The sequence below is a fragment of the Cyanobium sp. ATX 6A2 genome (assembly GCF_024346355.1).
Lineage (GTDB): Bacteria > Cyanobacteriota > Cyanobacteriia > PCC-6307 > Cyanobiaceae > NIES-981.
Window position 1 is genome coordinate 1 of sequence record NZ_JAGQCU010000026.1, and the last position, 15671, is coordinate 15671.

General features: G+C 66.9%; 31 protein-coding genes and 1 tRNA gene. 13 read left to right on the forward strand and 19 right to left on the reverse strand.

Annotation, left to right across the window (positions count from 1 at the left end; translation table 11 throughout):
• The 9 genes from KBY96_RS15270 to KBY96_RS15310 all read right to left on the reverse strand — a co-directional run.
• On the reverse strand, positions 1-229 hold a 229-nt coding region (locus KBY96_RS15270; RefSeq protein WP_254980396.1), incomplete at its 3' end, for a hypothetical protein.
• A 47-nt stretch (positions 230-276) separates the two neighbouring features.
• On the reverse strand, positions 277-561 hold the full coding sequence (locus KBY96_RS15275) for a hypothetical protein (protein WP_254980397.1): 285 nt from the start codon (positions 559-561) through the stop codon (positions 277-279).
• A gap of 36 nt (positions 562-597) precedes the next feature.
• Positions 598-837, reverse strand: a complete 240-nt coding sequence (locus KBY96_RS15280) for a DUF433 domain-containing protein (protein ID WP_254980398.1) — start codon at positions 835-837, stop codon at positions 598-600.
• Between the two features lie 128 nt (positions 838-965).
• Positions 966-1220 carry a type II toxin-antitoxin system BrnA family antitoxin gene (gene brnA / locus KBY96_RS15285; RefSeq protein WP_254980399.1) on the reverse strand — a complete coding sequence of 85 codons (255 nt, stop codon included), beginning with the start codon at positions 1218-1220 and terminating at the stop codon, positions 966-968.
• Positions 1207-1470, reverse strand: coding sequence for a BrnT family toxin (locus KBY96_RS15290; protein ID WP_254980400.1), 264 nt, complete (start codon positions 1468-1470; stop codon positions 1207-1209). The genes brnA and KBY96_RS15290 overlap by 14 nt, the downstream gene beginning before the upstream one ends.
• 23 nt (positions 1471-1493) lie before the next feature.
• Positions 1494-2327: an RAD52 family DNA repair protein gene (locus KBY96_RS15295; protein WP_254980401.1), complete on the reverse strand. Its 834-nt coding sequence runs from the start codon at positions 2325-2327 to the stop codon at positions 1494-1496.
• A 72-nt stretch (positions 2328-2399) separates the two neighbouring features.
• A complete protein-coding gene (locus tag KBY96_RS15300; protein ID WP_254980402.1) occupies positions 2400-2600 on the reverse strand; it encodes a hypothetical protein in 201 nt (66 codons plus the stop codon).
• Positions 2601-2685: 85 nt separating this feature from the next.
• On the reverse strand, positions 2686-3354 hold the full coding sequence (locus tag KBY96_RS15305) for a siphovirus Gp157 family protein (protein WP_254980403.1): 669 nt from the start codon (positions 3352-3354) through the stop codon (positions 2686-2688).
• Positions 3355-3420: 66 nt separating this feature from the next.
• The gene (locus KBY96_RS15310; RefSeq protein WP_254980404.1) at positions 3421-3882 is read right to left on the reverse strand and encodes a DUF2493 domain-containing protein; all 462 of its coding nucleotides are present in this window, start codon (positions 3880-3882) and stop codon (positions 3421-3423) included.
• Positions 3883-4451: 569 nt separating this feature from the next.
• Here KBY96_RS15310 and KBY96_RS15315 point away from each other — a divergent pair.
• Positions 4452-4569 (forward strand) — tRNA-OTHER (locus KBY96_RS15315).
• A gap of 325 nt (positions 4570-4894) precedes the next feature.
• On the opposite strand, the gene KBY96_RS15320 is transcribed toward KBY96_RS15315, so the two are convergent.
• Positions 4895-5140, reverse strand: a complete 246-nt coding sequence (locus KBY96_RS15320) for a hypothetical protein (protein ID WP_254980405.1) — start codon at positions 5138-5140, stop codon at positions 4895-4897.
• Between the two features lie 185 nt (positions 5141-5325).
• Here KBY96_RS15320 and KBY96_RS15325 point away from each other — a divergent pair, with 185 nt between their 5' ends.
• Together KBY96_RS15325 and KBY96_RS15330 are read left to right on the forward strand one after the other, a co-directional pair.
• Positions 5326-5718 carry a hypothetical protein gene (locus tag KBY96_RS15325; protein WP_254980406.1) on the forward strand — a complete coding sequence of 131 codons (393 nt, stop codon included), beginning with the start codon at positions 5326-5328 and terminating at the stop codon, positions 5716-5718.
• Between the two features lie 79 nt (positions 5719-5797).
• Positions 5798-6103 carry a hypothetical protein gene (locus KBY96_RS15330; protein ID WP_254980407.1) on the forward strand — a complete coding sequence of 102 codons (306 nt, stop codon included), beginning with the start codon at positions 5798-5800 and terminating at the stop codon, positions 6101-6103.
• Between the two features lie 144 nt (positions 6104-6247).
• On the opposite strand, the gene KBY96_RS15335 is transcribed toward KBY96_RS15330, so the two are convergent.
• Together KBY96_RS15335 and KBY96_RS15340 are read right to left on the reverse strand one after the other, a co-directional pair.
• Complete coding sequence (locus KBY96_RS15335; RefSeq protein WP_254980408.1) at positions 6248-6631, reverse strand: AbrB family transcriptional regulator; 384 nt, start codon at positions 6629-6631, stop codon at positions 6248-6250.
• A gap of 106 nt (positions 6632-6737) precedes the next feature.
• Positions 6738-7235 carry a thermonuclease family protein gene (locus tag KBY96_RS15340; protein ID WP_254980409.1) on the reverse strand — a complete coding sequence of 166 codons (498 nt, stop codon included), beginning with the start codon at positions 7233-7235 and terminating at the stop codon, positions 6738-6740.
• Between the two features lie 130 nt (positions 7236-7365).
• On the opposite strand from KBY96_RS15340, the gene KBY96_RS15345 reads away from it, so the two are divergent.
• On the forward strand, positions 7366-7506 hold the full coding sequence (locus tag KBY96_RS15345; protein WP_254980411.1) for a hypothetical protein: 141 nt from the start codon (positions 7366-7368) through the stop codon (positions 7504-7506).
• A 15-nt stretch (positions 7507-7521) separates the two neighbouring features.
• A complete protein-coding gene (locus KBY96_RS15350; protein WP_254980413.1) occupies positions 7522-8082 on the forward strand; it encodes a DUF924 family protein in 561 nt (186 codons plus the stop codon).
• Positions 8083-8349: 267 nt separating this feature from the next.
• Here the strand turns inward: KBY96_RS15350 and KBY96_RS15355 are convergent, their stop codons facing one another.
• Both KBY96_RS15355 and KBY96_RS15360 read right to left on the reverse strand, forming a co-directional pair.
• A complete protein-coding gene (locus KBY96_RS15355) occupies positions 8350-8685 on the reverse strand; it encodes a hypothetical protein (protein ID WP_254980414.1) in 336 nt (111 codons plus the stop codon).
• A gap of 65 nt (positions 8686-8750) precedes the next feature.
• Complete coding sequence (locus KBY96_RS15360; protein ID WP_254980415.1) at positions 8751-9002, reverse strand: hypothetical protein; 252 nt, start codon at positions 9000-9002, stop codon at positions 8751-8753.
• Positions 9003-9054: 52 nt separating this feature from the next.
• Here KBY96_RS15360 and KBY96_RS15365 point away from each other — a divergent pair, with 52 nt between their 5' ends.
• The 7 genes from KBY96_RS15365 to KBY96_RS15395 all read left to right on the forward strand — a co-directional run bounded on the left by KBY96_RS15365 (position 9055) and on the right by KBY96_RS15395 (position 11825).
• Positions 9055-9579, forward strand: a complete 525-nt coding sequence (locus KBY96_RS15365) for a hypothetical protein (RefSeq protein WP_254980416.1) — start codon at positions 9055-9057, stop codon at positions 9577-9579.
• A gap of 205 nt (positions 9580-9784) precedes the next feature.
• A complete protein-coding gene (locus KBY96_RS15370; RefSeq protein WP_254980417.1) occupies positions 9785-9967 on the forward strand; it encodes a metallothionein in 183 nt (60 codons plus the stop codon).
• Between the two features lie 29 nt (positions 9968-9996).
• Positions 9997-10152, forward strand: a complete 156-nt coding sequence (locus KBY96_RS15375) for a hypothetical protein (protein ID WP_254980419.1) — start codon at positions 9997-9999, stop codon at positions 10150-10152.
• Between the two features lie 34 nt (positions 10153-10186).
• Complete coding sequence (locus tag KBY96_RS15380) at positions 10187-10567, forward strand: VOC family protein (protein ID WP_254980421.1); 381 nt, start codon at positions 10187-10189, stop codon at positions 10565-10567.
• Between the two features lie 47 nt (positions 10568-10614).
• Complete coding sequence (locus KBY96_RS15385; protein ID WP_254980422.1) at positions 10615-10845, forward strand: hypothetical protein; 231 nt, start codon at positions 10615-10617, stop codon at positions 10843-10845.
• A gap of 588 nt (positions 10846-11433) precedes the next feature.
• Entirely contained in the window at positions 11434-11628 is a 195-nt protein-coding gene (locus tag KBY96_RS15390) for a hypothetical protein (RefSeq protein ID WP_254980423.1), read from the forward strand.
• Complete coding sequence (locus tag KBY96_RS15395; protein WP_254980424.1) at positions 11610-11825, forward strand: Nif11-like leader peptide family natural product precursor; 216 nt, start codon at positions 11610-11612, stop codon at positions 11823-11825. Before KBY96_RS15390 ends, KBY96_RS15395 begins: the two co-directional genes overlap by 19 nt.
• Positions 11826-11857: 32 nt before the next feature.
• On the opposite strand, the gene KBY96_RS15400 is transcribed toward KBY96_RS15395, so the two are convergent.
• Genes KBY96_RS15400 through KBY96_RS15410 form a run of 3 tightly spaced genes read right to left on the reverse strand, consistent with a single transcriptional unit; the run spans position 11858 to position 13118 of the window.
• The gene (locus tag KBY96_RS15400; RefSeq protein WP_254980425.1) at positions 11858-12154 is read right to left on the reverse strand and encodes a hypothetical protein; all 297 of its coding nucleotides are present in this window, start codon (positions 12152-12154) and stop codon (positions 11858-11860) included.
• Entirely contained in the window at positions 12154-12360 is a 207-nt protein-coding gene (locus KBY96_RS15405; protein ID WP_254980426.1) for a DUF3721 domain-containing protein, read from the reverse strand. Before KBY96_RS15405 ends, KBY96_RS15400 begins: the two co-directional genes overlap by 1 nt.
• A 41-nt stretch (positions 12361-12401) precedes the next feature.
• The gene (locus KBY96_RS15410) at positions 12402-13118 is read right to left on the reverse strand and encodes a DUF305 domain-containing protein (RefSeq protein ID WP_254980427.1); all 717 of its coding nucleotides are present in this window, start codon (positions 13116-13118) and stop codon (positions 12402-12404) included.
• 112 nt (positions 13119-13230) lie between these two features.
• On the opposite strand from KBY96_RS15410, the gene KBY96_RS15415 reads away from it, so the two are divergent.
• The gene (locus tag KBY96_RS15415; protein ID WP_254980428.1) at positions 13231-13590 is read left to right on the forward strand and encodes a MerR family DNA-binding transcriptional regulator; all 360 of its coding nucleotides are present in this window, start codon (positions 13231-13233) and stop codon (positions 13588-13590) included.
• Here KBY96_RS15415 and rppB read toward each other — a convergent pair.
• Together rppB and rppA are read right to left on the reverse strand one after the other, a co-directional pair.
• Positions 13499-14938, reverse strand: coding sequence for a two-component system sensor histidine kinase RppB (gene rppB, locus KBY96_RS15420; protein WP_254980429.1), 1440 nt, complete (start codon positions 14936-14938; stop codon positions 13499-13501). The two genes, KBY96_RS15415 and rppB, sit on opposite strands and share 92 nt — an antisense overlap.
• Entirely contained in the window at positions 14935-15639 is a 705-nt protein-coding gene (gene rppA / locus KBY96_RS15425) for a two-component system response regulator RppA (RefSeq protein ID WP_396122342.1), read from the reverse strand. Before rppA ends, rppB begins: the two co-directional genes overlap by 4 nt.
• Positions 15640-15671 lie beyond the last annotated feature (32 nt).

Consider the following 15671-nt stretch of genomic DNA (forward strand, 5'->3'; position numbering starts at 1 on the left):
CCGCATCCCGGGAGCTCTGCTCCAGAGGTGACAGGTCCGCGGTCATGGCGCTGAGCCTGGTCAGTGGCTCGCGGAGGGGGGCCAGATTTCGTGTCGCATCTGGTCCAGTTTTCGCTGTCGCCTGACAGCTGTAGCGGCAGCCGATCGGCTGGTAGTTGAATTCGCAGTCCTTCCAGCTCTCAGCCAGAGCTACCGGGGTCATGGCGCTGCTGATCAGGGCTACGGCCACAGCGGTGCGGGCCAGGTGTCTCGGCATGGGAGGTGAGGCAGAGGTGTTCAGGGAATCGGCAGCTCCAAGTAGACACCGCCCGCGATGGTGCCGATAGCGGCCCGGATCTCGCCTGTGACCTGGCGGATCCTTGGCCAGCTGGTGGTGGTCAGCACCAGGATCGCGATGCTGCGGCTCCGCAGGTTCTGCTGGTAGCGGAGGTTGGTGTCGGTTGTGATCAGGAGCTCATAGCCCTCCTGTTCCGCCAGGCGAATCAGGTCCCCATTGGTGACGGTGGACCAGCCCAGCTCATAGGCCGTTGCGACGACATGGCCGTTCAGGGAGCGGCGCAAGGGAACCGGTGTTCCTTGGTCAAACAGGATCCGCACTCAGGCAACAGCCGCTGCCGTGCTGCGGGCGGCATGCTCCAGCACCGCGCGGGCTTGCTGCTGCGTCACGCCAGGGAAGAGCTCCACAAATTCAACCAGGGAGATGCCGTCTTCCAGGTTTTCGAACAGGGCTGCCACCGGGACCCTGGTGCCGCGGAAGACCCAGGCACCACTGAGCCGCTGCGGATCACGCTCCACCGCGGAGCAGCCAGTCCACCCGAGTTCGGTTTGCGTGCTCATGGCCCCTTCGTGGCCGGACCGCTTCACGGTAGGCAGCTCGGTGGGTTCAAGCTGCCTGGGCCCCGTCGTTCATGCTGCGGCTTGGTGCTGCACCAGAAACGCCTCGATCCAGTCGTGGTGGCGCTGATTCACGGGGCAGCGATCCTGAACTGGCTGGGGTCCGCGCGGTGCTCAAGCCGCTCAGCCAGCCAGACCTTGATGATCGATTGCCGGGTCACCCCCAGCCGCGAGGCCTCCTGATCGAGTTGCTCCACCATCCAAAGGGGGAAGTCGACATTGACGCGCTTCTGCTCGAGCCGTGGGCGCCGGGCTGCGGCCAGATCCAGGGCCTCAAGCACCGGTTCACCGCTGTCAAAGCGTTGATCGAACTCAGAGCTGTTCATAGAGCTGCACCTCTTCTGGACGGGACCGGCGTACGGAGATCAGACGGATGACCTGCTGCCGGTAGGTGATCACGGCGGACCAGTGCTTGCCCTGGAGACGGGCGATCACCAGAAACCGCTCCTCGTTGCTGGTCCGGGCTGGAATCTCCAGCAGGGATGGATCCCGCCAGAGGCCCTGGGCCGCCACAAAGTCGATGCCGTGCTTGCGCAGGTTGGCCGCGCTCTTGGCGGGCTCGAACGCAAACTCCATTTCGACCCTGAATCTATACCTTTCTAACCACAAGCAGCCACTCTTTCGTGCTTTGGCTGCCCTTGGTGCCGCACCAGGAACGCCTCAATCCAGTCGTGGTGACGGCGCTGGGTGATGCGATCGGCGATGGTGCTGGCTTCCGGGGGGATCTGGAAGCGCTTGCGGAAGGCCTTGCTCAGGCCCTCCAGCAGCGGACGCGGCAGGGAGCGGATGGTGTCGTGCAGCTGCTGGATGGCGGCCGGATCGAGGGGCACCAGGGCCGGGTCGATCGAATCGGACGGCTGGACAGGGCCGCTCTGCGGCCTGCGTCCCTGGATGCTTCGCACCACGGACTGGTGGCGGGCCGGGGCTGGCGCCCGACGGGCCTGATCACCTATTGCTGCCGCGGCTGAACTGGTGACCTCCCGCTGCTGCTTGTCGTAGAGCGCCAGCCCAAAAGGATTCCCGAAGGTCATCAGCGCCCGCTTCATGGCGTCGGTCTCGGCTTCCTTGAGGGCCGATTCATGGGCCTGGCCGAGGTCGGTGTCGATGCCGTGGCCTGCCCCACAGCCCTCCCGGATCAGCGCTGGCTCTCCAGATGGGGGAGTGATGGTGATGCGCACGCGGGCGGTGTAGGTGACGCCCCAGCCGGGGCGGTGGTCGCGGCCGATGCTGCGCTCGCCCTGGTGGATGCAGCACAGCTGCAGGGTCTGGCGCTGCCAGCCGTCAAAGCCAAAGATGCGGTTGGCCTCGGCGATCGCCTGCCAGCCCTCGATGTAGCTGACGGTGGCGCGGCCCTGCTCGCGCTGACGCACCTTGGCGCGATCGAGGGGGGCGGAGAGGGCAGCGATCTGCTCGGCGGAGAAGGCGGTGGCCATGGCGATCACAAGAGAAGCGATGGGACTTGGGACTGGCGTGGTGGTTCGTTGTCGGGTGCGGGGATGGGGGCCTCAGCCCCCGTCGCTGGGCTCAGCGGGATCGAGGGGCTCGATCAGCAGCCAGCAGGGCGGCTCGCTGCAGAAGATGTGATCGGGCGAGGGCCGACGACTGTTCTTGCGGAGGATCGGCACCACCCAGCTGTTGAGGGGTTCGGACCAGATGTGGCCTTTGGGCCTTGGGCCCCTGGTGGTGGCAGTGATGCTGGTGGCCATGGCGATGAAGTGGAGAGCGGAGGTGATCGGCAGAAGCGATGGGCCCGCCTCTGGAGCGGACCCGTTGCGAGGGGGCCTGTGGCCCCTAGGTGATGCGCCAGGAGCGACGGCAGAGGAGCTGGGCGCCGGTGATCTGCTGACCGCTCTTGAGGGCGGACTTGATGGCGGCCTTGTCGGGCTGGGCGCTGGTCTTGAACATCAGCCACTGGGGATCGAGGGCCTCTAGATCAGCGATCTCGACGGCCTCAGAGCGACGACTGGTGAGCTTGTGGTTCGGGAACGAGAAGCGGGTAGTGCCGGGCTGCAGGCGGGTGAGCACCAGGACCAGGGATTGCTCCAGGGCATCGGCCCGGCCGGCATCGCTGCGGGCCAGATCAGTGAGGCGTCTGGCCTGCTGCTGGCGGTAGGCGGCCTGACCGCGCAGGTGCTCGATCACCCAGCAGGTGGCATCGGCCTTGGCAGGGAGGGCCTGGCGGTTGCCTTCTTCTGCCAGCAGGGCGGTCTCCAGTTCAGCCAGGGCCCGGTTGCGGGTGTCTTCTTCCTCGGCCTCCAGCTGCTCAGCCAGCTGGGCGATAGCGGCGGTGAGATCCTGGGCCTCGATGCCCAGCTGCCAGAGGGAAGAAGATTTGCCAGGCGCACCTTGCGGTGCGACGCGCTGCAGAGAGCAGACAGGCCCACTGGCGCCAGAGCCATCAGGCCCTGGTCCTGCGGGGGCAGTGCTGGGGACCTCATGGATGGGAGTGAGAACAGGCATGACACAACGAAGGGAACGGGAACAGGAATGGGGAAGGGCAGCGCCAGATGGATGGCGCCAAAGGCATCACGAGACGGCTGCAGCCCCTGCAGGGGCCACCAGCGCATCGGCGCCGGGCTCTGCTGAGGGGCTGACCTGAACCACGGCGATCGGCACCGGCGAGCGGCTGGCCATCCGCCGGGCCTGCTGCACCAGTGAGGCGGTGCCGGGCCCACCGGGGAAGGCCACCACCAGCACCGAGACCGAGCAGCCGGGAGTGGTGTGGGCCTGGGCGCGGGCAACAGCGAGCTCGAGCAGCTGGCGATTGCGGATCGGCCCGGCGGCGCGGCCGTGCCGCTGCCACTGCACCGGCAACACCAACGACGACCAACCCAGCTGACGGCCGGCGCGGGCGATCGCGGCATCGGCCCCACGGGCCCCGCCATGGAGCAGCAGGTGCACAAGCCGGCCGCCACTGCGGGCCAGGAGCTCAGCGGCAACGCGCTGATGGGACCAGGCCAGATCCCGGCCGCCACCGGCTGCGATCACCAGCGAGCGACCAGGGCCCAAGACAGGCCCAGCGGATAGAGAAAGAACCATGGATTCAGCTGCCAACGATGACAACTGATCGGGGCTTCACCGCATGCAAGAACTAGGCGGCAGTGATGGCGAGACCAGGGGATTGAGGTGCCGCTGGCGATGGACTCGTGGCCTTTGGCGCAGCCCTGATTCTACCAGTACAAGTGCACTAAAGAGCGGCAGAAAGCCAGCTAAAACTGGGCTTTACGCCGGCCAGCCGCCTGCGGCGGAGCGAGAGCAGCGCATAACGCAGGGCCATCACCTGTAGGCCTGGAGATGCAACGCACCGCGCAGCCGCGCGAGCAGAGCCGGTGCCCAGCACCGACCGATTGGCGGCATCTGAGCGCCTCGCCACCGCAGCCGCGGGAAGACCCTTCTGCCCGCCACCCCCACACCACAGGGCCGGCGGAGGGCGGCGGCGGCTGGCCGATGCAAGCCACGGCGCAGCCGTGGCACGGTGAGGACGGCCGCTGCCGACCGCAGCCTTGGCGAACAGAACTGTGACAACAGGGTCACAGCATTCGACATAGTTCGACACAACGGAGGCATTTGCCTAGGCAAGTGTCCCCGAAAACCCTTGCCACGCCTGGCCTCTGAGCGGTCTTGAAAACCGGCGACCCGCAAGGGTCCGTGGGTTCGAATCCCACCCCCTCCGTTCCCTGAAACCCCTCTCTCAGAGAGGGTTTTGAGCAGCCCAGCGCCAGTCTCCGGATGGCGGTGGGTCTCCACTTCCGAGCCCTCGAGGCGTTCGGCGGCTGGTAGCCGCAGTGATCACCAGCCGGCCTTGCACGCTCGCCTTGATGGGGCTTTCGGGCACACCAACAGCCAGTGACAGCCGGTACTGACTGACGCCAAGCGGACGCAGGGATAGCTCCAGCAACCCCTCTCCCGGCGGCACCAACCCAGTGGTTGTGAACGATTTCAATCCCCTGTGCGCCGGCTTCCCACCAGAGGAAGCAGAGGCGGAAGGGAGGCAGCAAGGTCACGCCGCCTGAGCTGAACGGCGGTTCAGGGCAAAGGCCACGCCAGCGAAAGCCGCCAGACCCAGAGCGCCGGCGGCGGCCAGAAACACCAGCGTTTGAACGGCCAGCAGGAAGAACCCCAACGCCGACGCCGCCTTGATCTGGATCCTGGCCTTGATCAGCATGGTGAGAAGCAGCAGCACCGCGGCCTGCAGTCCGGCGATCTTCGCGGCCGTGAGAGGACAGAGGGGGCTGGGAAGCAACATGGGAGAAATGCAGTGGATGCATCCTGGCGCTGCTGGCAATCCAGTGCTTTCCGCCAGTGGCGAAGCGGGCGGACCTCTTTGCTGACAGTGGGGGCCTCCGCCCTCCAACCCCCGGCTCAGAACTCCTGCGGGGCCCCCGCTGAACTGGGACACAGGAGGATGGAGCGTCCCGCAGGCTGGCGCTGATGCTGATCCCGAAAATCGGTGCCGCGCTCGTTCTCGCCGCCCTGTTCGGTGCTGCCCCCGCCGCACCGGCGGCTGAACGACTGACCCTGATTCCCGCCGCGTTTCAGGGTCTCTGGATGGAGCAGCTGCGGCAGTGCCAGCCGGGGCCAACCGATGAGTCGTGGCTGCAGATTGAGGCCGGCCGCATCAGCTTCTACGAGAGCAGCGGTCCAGTGCTCGCCGTGGTGGCCCGTGGCGCCAAGGAGATCGCCGTGATCACAGAACTCTCCGGGGAGGGCAGCACCTGGCTCCACCCGCTCCGCCTGACGCTGGACGGCACCGGTCAGCGCTTGACGCTGGAGACGGTGGGTGTGGATGGGGCCATGGGCCGGGTGCGCTGTCCCCTTCCTTAAGGCTGGAGGTGATGGCGTCGATCAGTGCACCGCCCTGCTCGCGCCAGTCCTGCCGCATCTTGAAGCCCAGCGCCACTGAGTGGCTGTCGCGGCGCAGGGCGAACACCTCACCGACAGAGGGAGCGGGAATCGGCGTGGTGAAGAACTCACCCTCCACCCACCGGCCCAGCAGGCGGCGGCGCAGCGGCTGGCCATCGCCAAGCTCCCCCGCCAGGAAGGCCACCTTCACGTACTCGCGCAGCTCGGCGAGCGTCATGCCAGCCTTGGTGTCGGTGACCTCGAGCGGAAACCTCACGGCGATCAGGCTGAAGCGCTCCTCACCCGGCTTCGCCTCGGGCGGATGGGCCACCAGCACGGCATCCAGCCCCACCTCCTGCGGGGCTGAGGGTGGCAGGGGGGAGCGGAAACGTGAGTGGACCGGCAATCAGCTCCGGAGGGACGGCGCTCATGTCGGTGTCGTGGGAACGCTGACGCCTGTGTTCAAGTGTGCTGAGGGCCGCGAACGGGCGACGCTGGCCTTCACGAACGATCACGCAGCCGCGGCGCCGACCTCGTCCTCGTCGGCAGCGCCGATGGGAACGAGCTTGATCTGTTTGCGGCCGAGCTTGATCTCGAACTCATCGCCGGGCTGCAGTCCCAGCTGGGCGGTGTAGGCCTTGCCCACCAACAGGTTGCCGTTGAACTGCACCTTGGTTTCATAGCTGAGCTTGCGCCCGCCCTTGCCACGGCCCTGGCCCGGTTCACCCAGGCTCACGCCCTTGGCTTCCAGCAGGGCTTCATAGAAGGCGGTGAAGTTCAACCGATCGCCGCCGTCCTTCTTGGTGCTCACATAGCCGCACTCGCGCACCAGTTCAGACTTGCTGGCGTCGCTGAGTTCCTTGACCTTGGCAAGCAGTTCGGGACCGGTGAGCATGGCTGTCAATCGCACGATGCATACCCTAGTGCATAGCCGGGATGGGTCCATGGAGGGCGACTGCCCCATGTTCAGCGGCGCCGCATTGCCATGGCCTGCAGGTGAATCACCGGGATCGCCGGAAATCCCAGGGGCGGGTGATGCCGCCGGGCACCTGCCAGACGCCAACACGACGGCGGCTGGCCCGTTCTTCTGCCTCCAGGTACTCGCGGGTGTCGCACTGATCCAGGTAGCGGCGGTAGGCGAAGGCCTGGCCGTCTTCCACCAGTGCCAGGTTGATGTTGGTGCCATTGATCACCTCGGCCACGGTGCGGCCATAGCGGTCGGTGGTTTTCACATCCAGCCGCACCTGGGAGCCGATCGGTACGCGCTTCCGGAGGACCTCCCGAGCCCGCTGGCCGTGGGGCATCTGGGCCATCTCCGGGGCGTCGATGCAGGCCAGCCGCACGGTGATCTTCCGGCCGTCTTGCCGCACGCGGATGGTGTCGCCGTCGCCGATCGAAACCACCTGGGCGGATGGCTCGCCGGCGGAACAGGCGCTGCTCAGCAGGAGCAGGGCCAGCGGCATGCTCAATGCCAGGACATTGAGGGGTGGTGGGGTCAAAGGGGAATGGCGTCGGCTGTGAACAGAAGCGGATTGGCCCGAACCTCCCCATGCTGACGCGAGAGGCTCCTCCCTGAGTGGGCTGGTCCATCGGGCTCACACGTTGACCGCGGGCAGATCCTTGTAGGTGTTGCTGGCCTCCCCGCTGCTGCTGGCGGTGATCGAAACACCGGAGGCGGTGCAGGGTCACGACCCTTGCACGCTCCTCATGACGATCGGCTCCAGGAGCGCCATCGGGACGATCCCGGCAGCCAGGGTGAAGGGAAGCTGACGTGCTTCCGTCTCCGTGGCCGCTGTTGCCCCCGCCACCGATGCAGAGGTGCTCTGCTTCTGGTTCAAGCAGAGTGAACCGCGGCGGTGGTTCGCCAAGGACCCGGCCTTTGATGCGCTGGTGCGGGAGCGCTTCATCGGCCTGGTGCGTACGGCGATCGCCGGTGAGCTCTCCAGCTGGGGCGCCGCGCCCCAGGGCGCTCTGGCGCTGGTGTTGCTGCTGGATCAGTTCCCCCGCCAGATCTGGCGCCAATCGGCCATGGCCTTCGCCGGTGATGGCCAGGCCCTGGCCTTGAGCCTGGCGGCGGTGGATCGGGGCTGGGTGGCAGCGGAGCCGGAGCGTGCGCGCAGGCAGTTCTGGCTGATGCCCCAGATGCACAGCGAGGAGCTGGCGGTGCAGGAGGGCGCCGTGCCGTTGTTCGAGCAGTTCAGTGATGCGCGCACCGCGGAGTTCGCCCGCCGGCACCGGGATGTCATCGAGCGCTTCGGGCGCTTCCCGCACCGCAATGCCGCCCTGGGCCGGGTGTCGAGCGCAACGGAACTGGCCTTCCTGCAGACCCCGGGCTCGCGGTTCTGAGTGGCCGCTCAGCACCACCTGGCGGCCATCGCCGGCTCAGCCCCGCCGTGCCGGAACCAGAGCAGGTCATGCACACGCAGTGGCTGCGGCTGGGCTGCAGCAGGCCCTGCTCGAGGCAGGGCCACGCGTCGGCGGGCTGATCCAGCGACCCGGAGGGCTCCCCGGCAGATCGGCGGAGACGGGCGCCCATGGCCCTCAGCGCATGCGTACGCCTGTACCAGCAGATGCCGCCCGGTGTTCTCTGCAGCCCCCGGCCTGTGCAGGGCGCTACCGCCTCAGCGCAGCGGCACAAAGATCCGGTTGCCGGTTGGCCGGGTCGGTGAACACCGCGTTGCCCTGAACGAGCACCTGCCGCTCCCAGGTGCCGCCGAGGGAATCCCGCAGCGTCGAGACGGGGAAGCCTTCCTCCACCAGCCGGTAGGTCATCGCCTTGCCGTCCTCCCAGACGATGCGCACCGTGCCATCGGCGGCGTGGCTGTCGCGGCAGCGGATCGGCTGGTCGTTGAAGGCGCAGGTCTTCCAGGGCTCCGCCAGTGCCGCCAGGGCCATGGGGCCGCTGAGCAGGGCCAGGGCCAGAGCGGCACGGGCCAGGTGTCTCTGCATGGAAGGCGGGGACGATGCCTGGAGTATGGCCAGCCCCGTGGCGTGGATCCAGCGCATCACGCGCCTCAGACAGCCCAGTCCACCAGCCACAGCCCCTCGATACGGCTGAACTCACTCACGGTGTGACTGACCACAGTGGCACCGATGGGCGTGGCGCGACGCTTCAAGGCGGTGGCTTGCACGGCGTAGTGCTCACAGGTTCCCGGCCCCTGCGGGTAGAGCATCCGCACGTGCCGAGTCAGCGTCTCGAGCTGCTGCTTGTCGTAGAGCGCCAGGCCGAAGGGCGTCGGTTTCGGCCTCCTTGAGGGCCGATTCATGGGCCTGGCCCAGGCCGGCAGTAGTGGAGATGGTGACGCCCCCGCGGGCGCTATGGGTGACGCCCCACCCGTTTTGGGCTCGCGGCTGATGCACTCTCATGCTGGTGGTGAAACAGGCTGCTGTATGGACACCACACCACCCGACTGGATTCCGGACGCTGCGAAACTGATCTACCCCGGCTGGGTGCAACGCAAGGCCGTCACGCTCTGCAAGCGGGATCAAAAGCGTGGGGCTTCCGGCAATGTTCAGGAGTATCGACTGGCCATCCACGCGGCGGTGGTGGCCTCCGAGGGCCGTGATCACTGGACCGGTGAATGGCTGCACTGGCACCTGATCGGCACCTACGACAACCGTGAGGCCGCGGGCGGCAAGGGCGAACACAAGAAGCAGTACGCGATGCTCCCCACCATCGACCACCGCTCCAACATCCCTGCGCCTGACGTCGTGATCTGCGCCTGGCGCACCAACGACGCCAAGCACGACATGAGCCCTGAAGAGCTGCTGGAGTTCTGCCAGGCCGTTCTCCAGCACAGCCCGAACTGGTTGCCATCGCCGCCTCGCGACATCGATGTCTGAAGACTGTCGAACTCAGTTGCAGTGGGAAGGGCGTCCCCTGTCGGGCGCCCTTGGCCCGGTTGCAGGGTCTGGTCTCGCGCTGAGCTGGTCGTGGCCTTGGCTTCATGAATCAATCCGCCAGGCCGCCCCATCAGGTGGGCCAGCCGATCCATCCCAGCGCCGTCAGCAGCAGACTGGTTCAAACTGCCCTGAGCAAGGAGAGGCCATGACCACGACCCTGGACCAACCCGTCACGCTGCAATGTGCCTGTCCGGGCTGCAACTGCACGGTGCAACAGGAAACAGCCTTCCGCAGCGGCGCTTTGCTGTTCTGCAGCGACGCCTGCGCCAAGGGGCACCCCAACGGCGAGCCCTGCCACGCCGGCTGTGGCTGCGAATGCCATGGCTGAACCTGATCCTCTCGCCCCTTGCTGCTGGGATGGATGAGCTGCTGCCCATCGCTGGTGCATGTCGATGCCCAGGGCGCCACGGCGACGCCCACCTCAAAGGCCGACTGGTGAGGCCATCGGAGACGATTCCGCTGAACATCAACGGGCAGCTGGGCCTGTGGTGCTGGCAGACCATCTTCTTCTGAGAGTTCAACGGCCAGGCTGCAGGGCCTGTGGGGGATGACGGACGTCAACGGCTCGATCGTGCTGGCGGCCGATGATCCGGCCGCGCTGGCCTGCTTCTATGGCGCCCTGCTGGAGGTGGAGCGGCAGGAAGGGCTGAGCCGCAGCCACTGGCGGGTGCCCTGGCCCGCCGGCGGGCTGCTGGAGATCTATGCGCCCTCGCGGAGCAGACCCCAGCCCAGGCAGCCGGGCCGACTGGCGCTCTGCCTGCAGCGGCCGTCGGCTGGAGCCGACCCCATGGAGGTGCTGGAGACCTGGACCGAACAGGCCGCCAGGCTGGGTGCAACCCTGCTCCACCCACCTCGCTCGGAATCCTTCGGCGTCGAGGCCTGGCTACTCGATCCTGAGGGAAACCGGTTGCTGTTGCTGGTGCGCTGAGCTGAGGGCTGGCGTTGCAACGCGACCCGCGCGGCAGTGTGGATCCCATGCACAGGCCACCCGGCAACACCCCGCGCGAGTGCACCCAGGCGATGGTGCGCCACATCGGCCGCGAACTGGCCGAGATCCAGCGGGCCGCAGAGGGCTGCCGCGGCGATGGCGAGGCTGAAGCGCAGCTCACCGGCACCTGGATGGCGCATCTGCTGATCAGAGGTGCAGCACTCCTGCACAACCTGCTGATCGATACGGCTCGGCGGCCGCAGCGGATCGAGCCCTAGGAGCAGAAGAATGGGATCTCGGCCCCAATCTGCAGGGTGCTGATTACTGGTGCAGCAGCTGAGTTGGCTCAGCAGTTCAAGCACCGACGGGGCCGATCCCTAACAGCATGGGATTGCCATTGAGCTTGCCTGGCCTGCTGCCAAACCCTGGCTGGCCAGAACTCTCAGATTTTAAGCAAATGAATGCGTGGGGAAATGCTGGCGCCGAGAACCCCGTACATCAGCCGCAACCCCTCTGATCGATCAGCGCAGCAAGCAAACTCCATCCCGTCGACATAAACAAGATGAAGGCCGCCATTCCAGGTGTCGGCGAAGTCGGACGTTCCAAGGCGTGAAGAGAAAGCGGGCATGACTTCTGCGCTGTTTTGAAATGATTGTAACACTCTGTTACAGATGCGGCGGTGCACGCCTCTCTCCGGCGTTTTCCCTGCCGTCTCCTGCCGGCTTGGCCAGGTCTCCGGCGCTCAAGCGGTTCAGGCTGCCGCTCCCAGGGCGACACACCTGAGGCCGGTGATCACCCCCCTTTGGGGCATCGCCGCCGCCGCATCCTCAAGGAGAATGGAATGATCCAAAGCCAGGAGGCCCGCCATGGCGGACTCCAACACGACGCTCAGCGCCAGCCGTAGCTGTCTGGGGCGCACTTGCCTGAAATGGGGCGCTGATGGCCAGCTCACCGCCCTGGATCTCGACCTGGTGCTCGAGCGCCTGGCCCGGGTGGATCAGGATGTCGCCACCCTGCGCCAGGCCACCCTGGATCGCGAACAATGTCACTCGATCAGCTGAAAGCCTTTCTCGGCAGGATGCAGAGCGATGACGCCCTGCGCCGGGCCGTGATGGCGGCAGCCACCGCCGACGATGTGGCCCAGATCGCCGGCGGGCTGGGCTACGAATTCTCCGGTGATGAGTTGTTGCGCCTCTCCGGCCAGAAAGTGGGCCGGGTCACGGTGACCAAGCAGGACATCCCCGGTGAATACAGCTGAGCCGCAACCGCTGGCTGATGCTGAATGCGTGATCAGTCAGAGCCCCCCATCGACTGCCGTCGTGTGCGGCTGAACAGCAGCCCGATGCCTGAAGCGATGACGATCAACGTCAACACTCCAAGCAGCACCGAGTAGTAGGGCTGCAGGTTGATCGGTCCGAAGCGTCCGGTGTGGATCCTCACCAGCCAGAAGGCGTCGATCCCTTGCTCCAGCAACAGGCTGTAGAGGGAGCCTGTGGCCGCCGTGAGCAACAGTGGTGCAGCGGAGATCGGCACCACCCAGCGGTGCAGCTTGCGAAACCGCAACCTGGTGAACAGTGCCATGGCCATCAGTGGTGACGTAGGTACTTGTGCAGTTCAGCTTCACTGCTGCAGGGCATCCACTTGCCACTGTTCAGATGGGTGCCCTGGCAGCCGAGCTCCCGGGCCCGTTGCTCGGCTTGCTGTTGGGTGTCATAGAGGCCCCTGGGGTGAGCCTGGCTCGTGACGGGGACGCCCAGCCAGGCCAGGGAGATGAGGGCAATCAGCGCGCGCATCAGCATGACGAAGAGAGAATGGCGTCGTGATCTGAGATCAATCAGAAGCTGAAAAGGCTGTCGTACTTGTAGTACTCAGGCTTATCGAGGCCTGCATTCCTCAGCATGCGGCGCAGCGCGATGATTTCCACACGCTGGGCCACGATGATCTCCCGGGCCAGTCGCCTGACGGTGGGGTGTGTGGACGTCTCCAGGGCGTCGTGGGCCATCTCCAGGGCGCCTCCGTGGTGGGCGATCATCCCCTCGAGAAACCAGCTGACCCGATTGCTGCGGGTGGGTGTGTCCCCCATCATCTGCATGGCCTGAATCTGGGCGGCGCTCATGCGCTCGAGGCCCGCCATGGTGCTGGGGTCACCGCCAGGCCGCAGGGCCACCGGATACACGGGCGCCTCGGGATACCAGGCCTTGCGCCACTGTCCCATCGCCTTGATTTCCCGAGCCTGTTCGCGCCAGATGCTGTTGGCCAGCGCGCCGACGCCGGGGGAGCCGATATTGAACACGAATTCACTCATGCGCAGTGCACCGGTGTGGTGCTGCACCATCGCGTCCAGCCAGCGCAGGTCGTAGGTGGCGCCAGCCGCACCGACGTCATGGCTGTGGGTGCCATGGCTGGGGCTGTCGTGATCGCTGCTGTCGTGATCGGGGGCGGACTGGTGCTGGTGGTCGTGGTGCTGGTGGTGCTGGTGGGGATCAGCCTGAGCCAGGACGGGGGCTGCCCAGATCCCCGCAAGCAGCAGAGGCGCAATCAACAAGCGCATGGCAGGAGAACAGAACCTGCCTCTACCATGCACTCTCCTGTAGGTGGAGAGTCAAGTGACTGGACTGCCGGGCGTCCTGCCCTCGTCCCCTCTGTGCCAGAAGATCGGCGCCGTGGCGCAGCGCTCCGGAGTGCCCGTGAAAACCATTCGCTTCTACTGCGATCAGGGGCTGCTGCAGCCCAGCGCCCGCAGTGAAGGGGGCTACCGCCTCTTTGATGAAACCGTGGACGGCGAGCTGGCGCTGATCCGCATGCTGCGTGCTCTCGAGATCCCCCTGGCCACGATCGGCGAGGTGCTGCAGGCGCGCCGCTCCGGCATCTGCCACTGCGACGAGCTCAAGACCACGATCGGCAGCAAGGCCGGTGAGATTGAGCAGCGCATCAGCGATCTGCAACATCTGCACGGCGAGCTGACGCGCATGCTGAACACCTGGCAGGCCTGCGGCGGCCGGCGGCCGGCAGCTGAACGCTGAAGATGCTGCCCTCCCCCGGTGTGGATTGCACCGTGATCACGCCACCATGCCGGCGGGCAATAGCCTGGGCTATGGCCAGCCCCAGGCCCGTTCCCCCCCGCTGGCGCGAGCGGCCGGGATCCACGCGCGTGAAGCGATCAAAGATTCGCGCCTGCTCGCCAGCTGCGATGCCTGCCCCGCTGTCGCGGATGCGCAGGGTGATCTCGCCGCCCCGCCGACTCAGCTCCAGCCAGACCCTCCCGCCCGCCGGGCTGTGCTGGATGGCGTTGCTGAGCAGGTTGATCACCAGCCGGCTCAGTTCCGAGGCGATGCCAAGCACCCTTGGGCTGGCGGTGTGAATGGTCTGCTCCAGCGTCACGTGCGCGGCGGCGGCCGCCTCGTTGAAGTCCTCCATCACGTCGGCCGTGATCTCGGCCAGATCACACACCGCTTTGAGGCTCTGGGGGCAGGGGCGCTCCAGGCTGGCCAACAGCAGCAGATCAGCGATCAGCCGTTGCAGCCGCCGTCCCTGGGCCAGCACCCGATCCAGACTGGTCCCCGTGGTGCTGGCGGCGCTGGTGCCTGCCCCATCCACCGCATTGCGCTCCGCCTCCACCACCGCCAGCAGGTTGGCCAGCGGGGTGCGCAGCTCATGGGCCACATCGGCGCTGAACCGCACCTGACGCCGGTAGGCCTCCAGCAGCGGGGCCATCGCCAGCCCCGCCAGCCACCAGCTGGCCAGCGCCATGCCCAGCATGGCCAGGGCAAACACGCCGTGGCCCAGCCACCACAGCCGCTCCGCCCTGGCATCGAGGTCGGCAAGGCTGCTGGAGATCTGCAGGTAGCCCCAGGTGGGTTCGCCGGGCGCGTTGGAATGGTGCAGATGGATCGTGTAGGCGGCCCAGCGAGCGCCGGAACGATCCCTCACCAGTTGCAAACCCGTTTGCACGGCTTCTGCTTCAGCCGCCCGTGGCTGGGGCCCGGGGGAATGGGCGATCAGCGCACCGTGATGATCCAGAACCCTCAGCTGGAAGCGGTCTGAATCGGTGGCGCTGACCGCATGGCGCCGGATCAGCGCATCCGGCGCTGTGCAGGGTTCACCCACCACACAGAGGCCGGGCAGGACGACGCCAAGGGCTGCCGAGGGCTGAGCAGCCGGCGGCAAGGCGGGTTTGAGGCTGTCGTGCAGGGTGCCGGCCAGTGTCTGCAGCTCGCGCTGGATGGCCGTCTCCTGCGCCTGCAGCAGCAGCTGGCCCATGGCAAAGCCCGCTGCGTAGAGAATCGTGCCCATCACCAGCAGCGACAGGGCGGCCAGCCTCAGGCGAGCGCGCCAGAGCAGCCCGGGCTCCAGTGAGCGGGGGTGGGTCATGGCTCTGGACTGGGCTGGGGGTCAAACCGGTAGCCCTTGGCGGGCACCGTGGCGATCGGTGAGGGCAGGCCATGGGCCGACAGCTTGCGCCGCAGCAGCCGCACCTGGGCCGCCACCACATTGCTCACCGGATCCTGATGCAGATCCCAGAGCTGGCTGCGCAGCCGCGGGCCGGGAATGATCTGCCCGGGGCGCTCCAGGAAATAGGCCATCAACTGCTGCTCCTTGGCCGAGAGCTGCACGCTCACCACGCCAGTGCCGGTGCTCACCAGCAGCCGGCTCTCAGCTGGATCGAGCTGATAGGCGCCCGCCACCAGGAGTGGCTCGCGGTAGCCGGGATGACGGCGCTGCAGCGCCCGGATCCGGGCCAGCAACTCCTCCATCGCGAAGGGCTTGCTGAGGTAGTCGTCGGCCCCGGCATCGAGCCCCTGCACCCGATCGGCCGTCTCGGCGCGGGCGGTGAGCAGCAGCAGCGGCAGGGAGAGATCTGCGGCCCGGGCACGGCGACAGATCTCCACGCCGCTCAGGCCCGGCAGCATCCAATCCAGGATCGCCAGGTCGTAGCACGCCAGCTCGCTGCTCAGCACCACCCAGCCCTCGAGGCCATCGCCGCTGCGGTCCACCACATGGCCCTGCTGCTGGAGCACCGCCTGGATGGCGGCGGCCAGATCGTCTTCGTCTTCCACCAGCAGGATCCGCAGCGGCATCGGCTCTGGGGTCTGGCCGGCAGATG

Coding starts and splice junctions, on each gene's coding strand:
- KBY96_RS15280 (WP_254980398.1), bottom strand. CDS start 837: ATGAGCACGCAAACCGAACTCGGGTGGACTGGCTGCTCCGCGGTGGAG.
- brnA (WP_254980399.1), bottom strand. CDS start 1,220: ATGAACAGCTCTGAGTTCGATCAACGCTTTGACAGCGGTGAACCGGTG.
- KBY96_RS15290 (WP_254980400.1), bottom strand. CDS start 1,470: ATGGAGTTTGCGTTCGAGCCCGCCAAGAGCGCGGCCAACCTGCGCAAG.
- KBY96_RS15295 (WP_254980401.1), bottom strand. CDS start 2,327: ATGGCCACCGCCTTCTCCGCCGAGCAGATCGCTGCCCTCTCCGCCCCC.
- KBY96_RS15300 (WP_254980402.1), bottom strand. CDS start 2,600: ATGGCCACCAGCATCACTGCCACCACCAGGGGCCCAAGGCCCAAAGGC.
- KBY96_RS15305 (WP_254980403.1), bottom strand. CDS start 3,354: ATGCCTGTTCTCACTCCCATCCATGAGGTCCCCAGCACTGCCCCCGCA.
- KBY96_RS15320 (WP_254980405.1), bottom strand. CDS start 5,140: ATGTTGCTTCCCAGCCCCCTCTGTCCTCTCACGGCCGCGAAGATCGCC.
- KBY96_RS15325 (WP_254980406.1), top strand. CDS start 5,326: ATGCTGATCCCGAAAATCGGTGCCGCGCTCGTTCTCGCCGCCCTGTTC.
- KBY96_RS15335 (WP_254980408.1), bottom strand. CDS start 6,631: ATGCTCACCGGTCCCGAACTGCTTGCCAAGGTCAAGGAACTCAGCGAC.
- KBY96_RS15355 (WP_254980414.1), bottom strand. CDS start 8,685: ATGCAGAGACACCTGGCCCGTGCCGCTCTGGCCCTGGCCCTGCTCAGC.
- KBY96_RS15360 (WP_254980415.1), bottom strand. CDS start 9,002: ATGAATCGGCCCTCAAGGAGGCCGAAACCGACGCCCTTCGGCCTGGCG.
- KBY96_RS15365 (WP_254980416.1), top strand. CDS start 9,055: ATGGGTGACGCCCCACCCGTTTTGGGCTCGCGGCTGATGCACTCTCAT.
- KBY96_RS15370 (WP_254980417.1), top strand. CDS start 9,785: ATGACCACGACCCTGGACCAACCCGTCACGCTGCAATGTGCCTGTCCG.
- KBY96_RS15375 (WP_254980419.1), top strand. CDS start 9,997: ATGGATGAGCTGCTGCCCATCGCTGGTGCATGTCGATGCCCAGGGCGC.
- KBY96_RS15380 (WP_254980421.1), top strand. CDS start 10,187: ATGACGGACGTCAACGGCTCGATCGTGCTGGCGGCCGATGATCCGGCC.
- KBY96_RS15385 (WP_254980422.1), top strand. CDS start 10,615: ATGCACAGGCCACCCGGCAACACCCCGCGCGAGTGCACCCAGGCGATG.
- KBY96_RS15390 (WP_254980423.1), top strand. CDS start 11,434: ATGGCGGACTCCAACACGACGCTCAGCGCCAGCCGTAGCTGTCTGGGG.
- KBY96_RS15395 (WP_254980424.1), top strand. CDS start 11,610: ATGTCACTCGATCAGCTGAAAGCCTTTCTCGGCAGGATGCAGAGCGAT.
- KBY96_RS15400 (WP_254980425.1), bottom strand. CDS start 12,154: ATGGCCATGGCACTGTTCACCAGGTTGCGGTTTCGCAAGCTGCACCGC.
- KBY96_RS15405 (WP_254980426.1), bottom strand. CDS start 12,360: ATGCGCGCGCTGATTGCCCTCATCTCCCTGGCCTGGCTGGGCGTCCCC.
- KBY96_RS15410 (WP_254980427.1), bottom strand. CDS start 13,118: ATGCGCTTGTTGATTGCGCCTCTGCTGCTTGCGGGGATCTGGGCAGCC.
- rppB (WP_254980429.1), bottom strand. CDS start 14,938: ATGACCCACCCCCGCTCACTGGAGCCCGGGCTGCTCTGGCGCGCTCGC.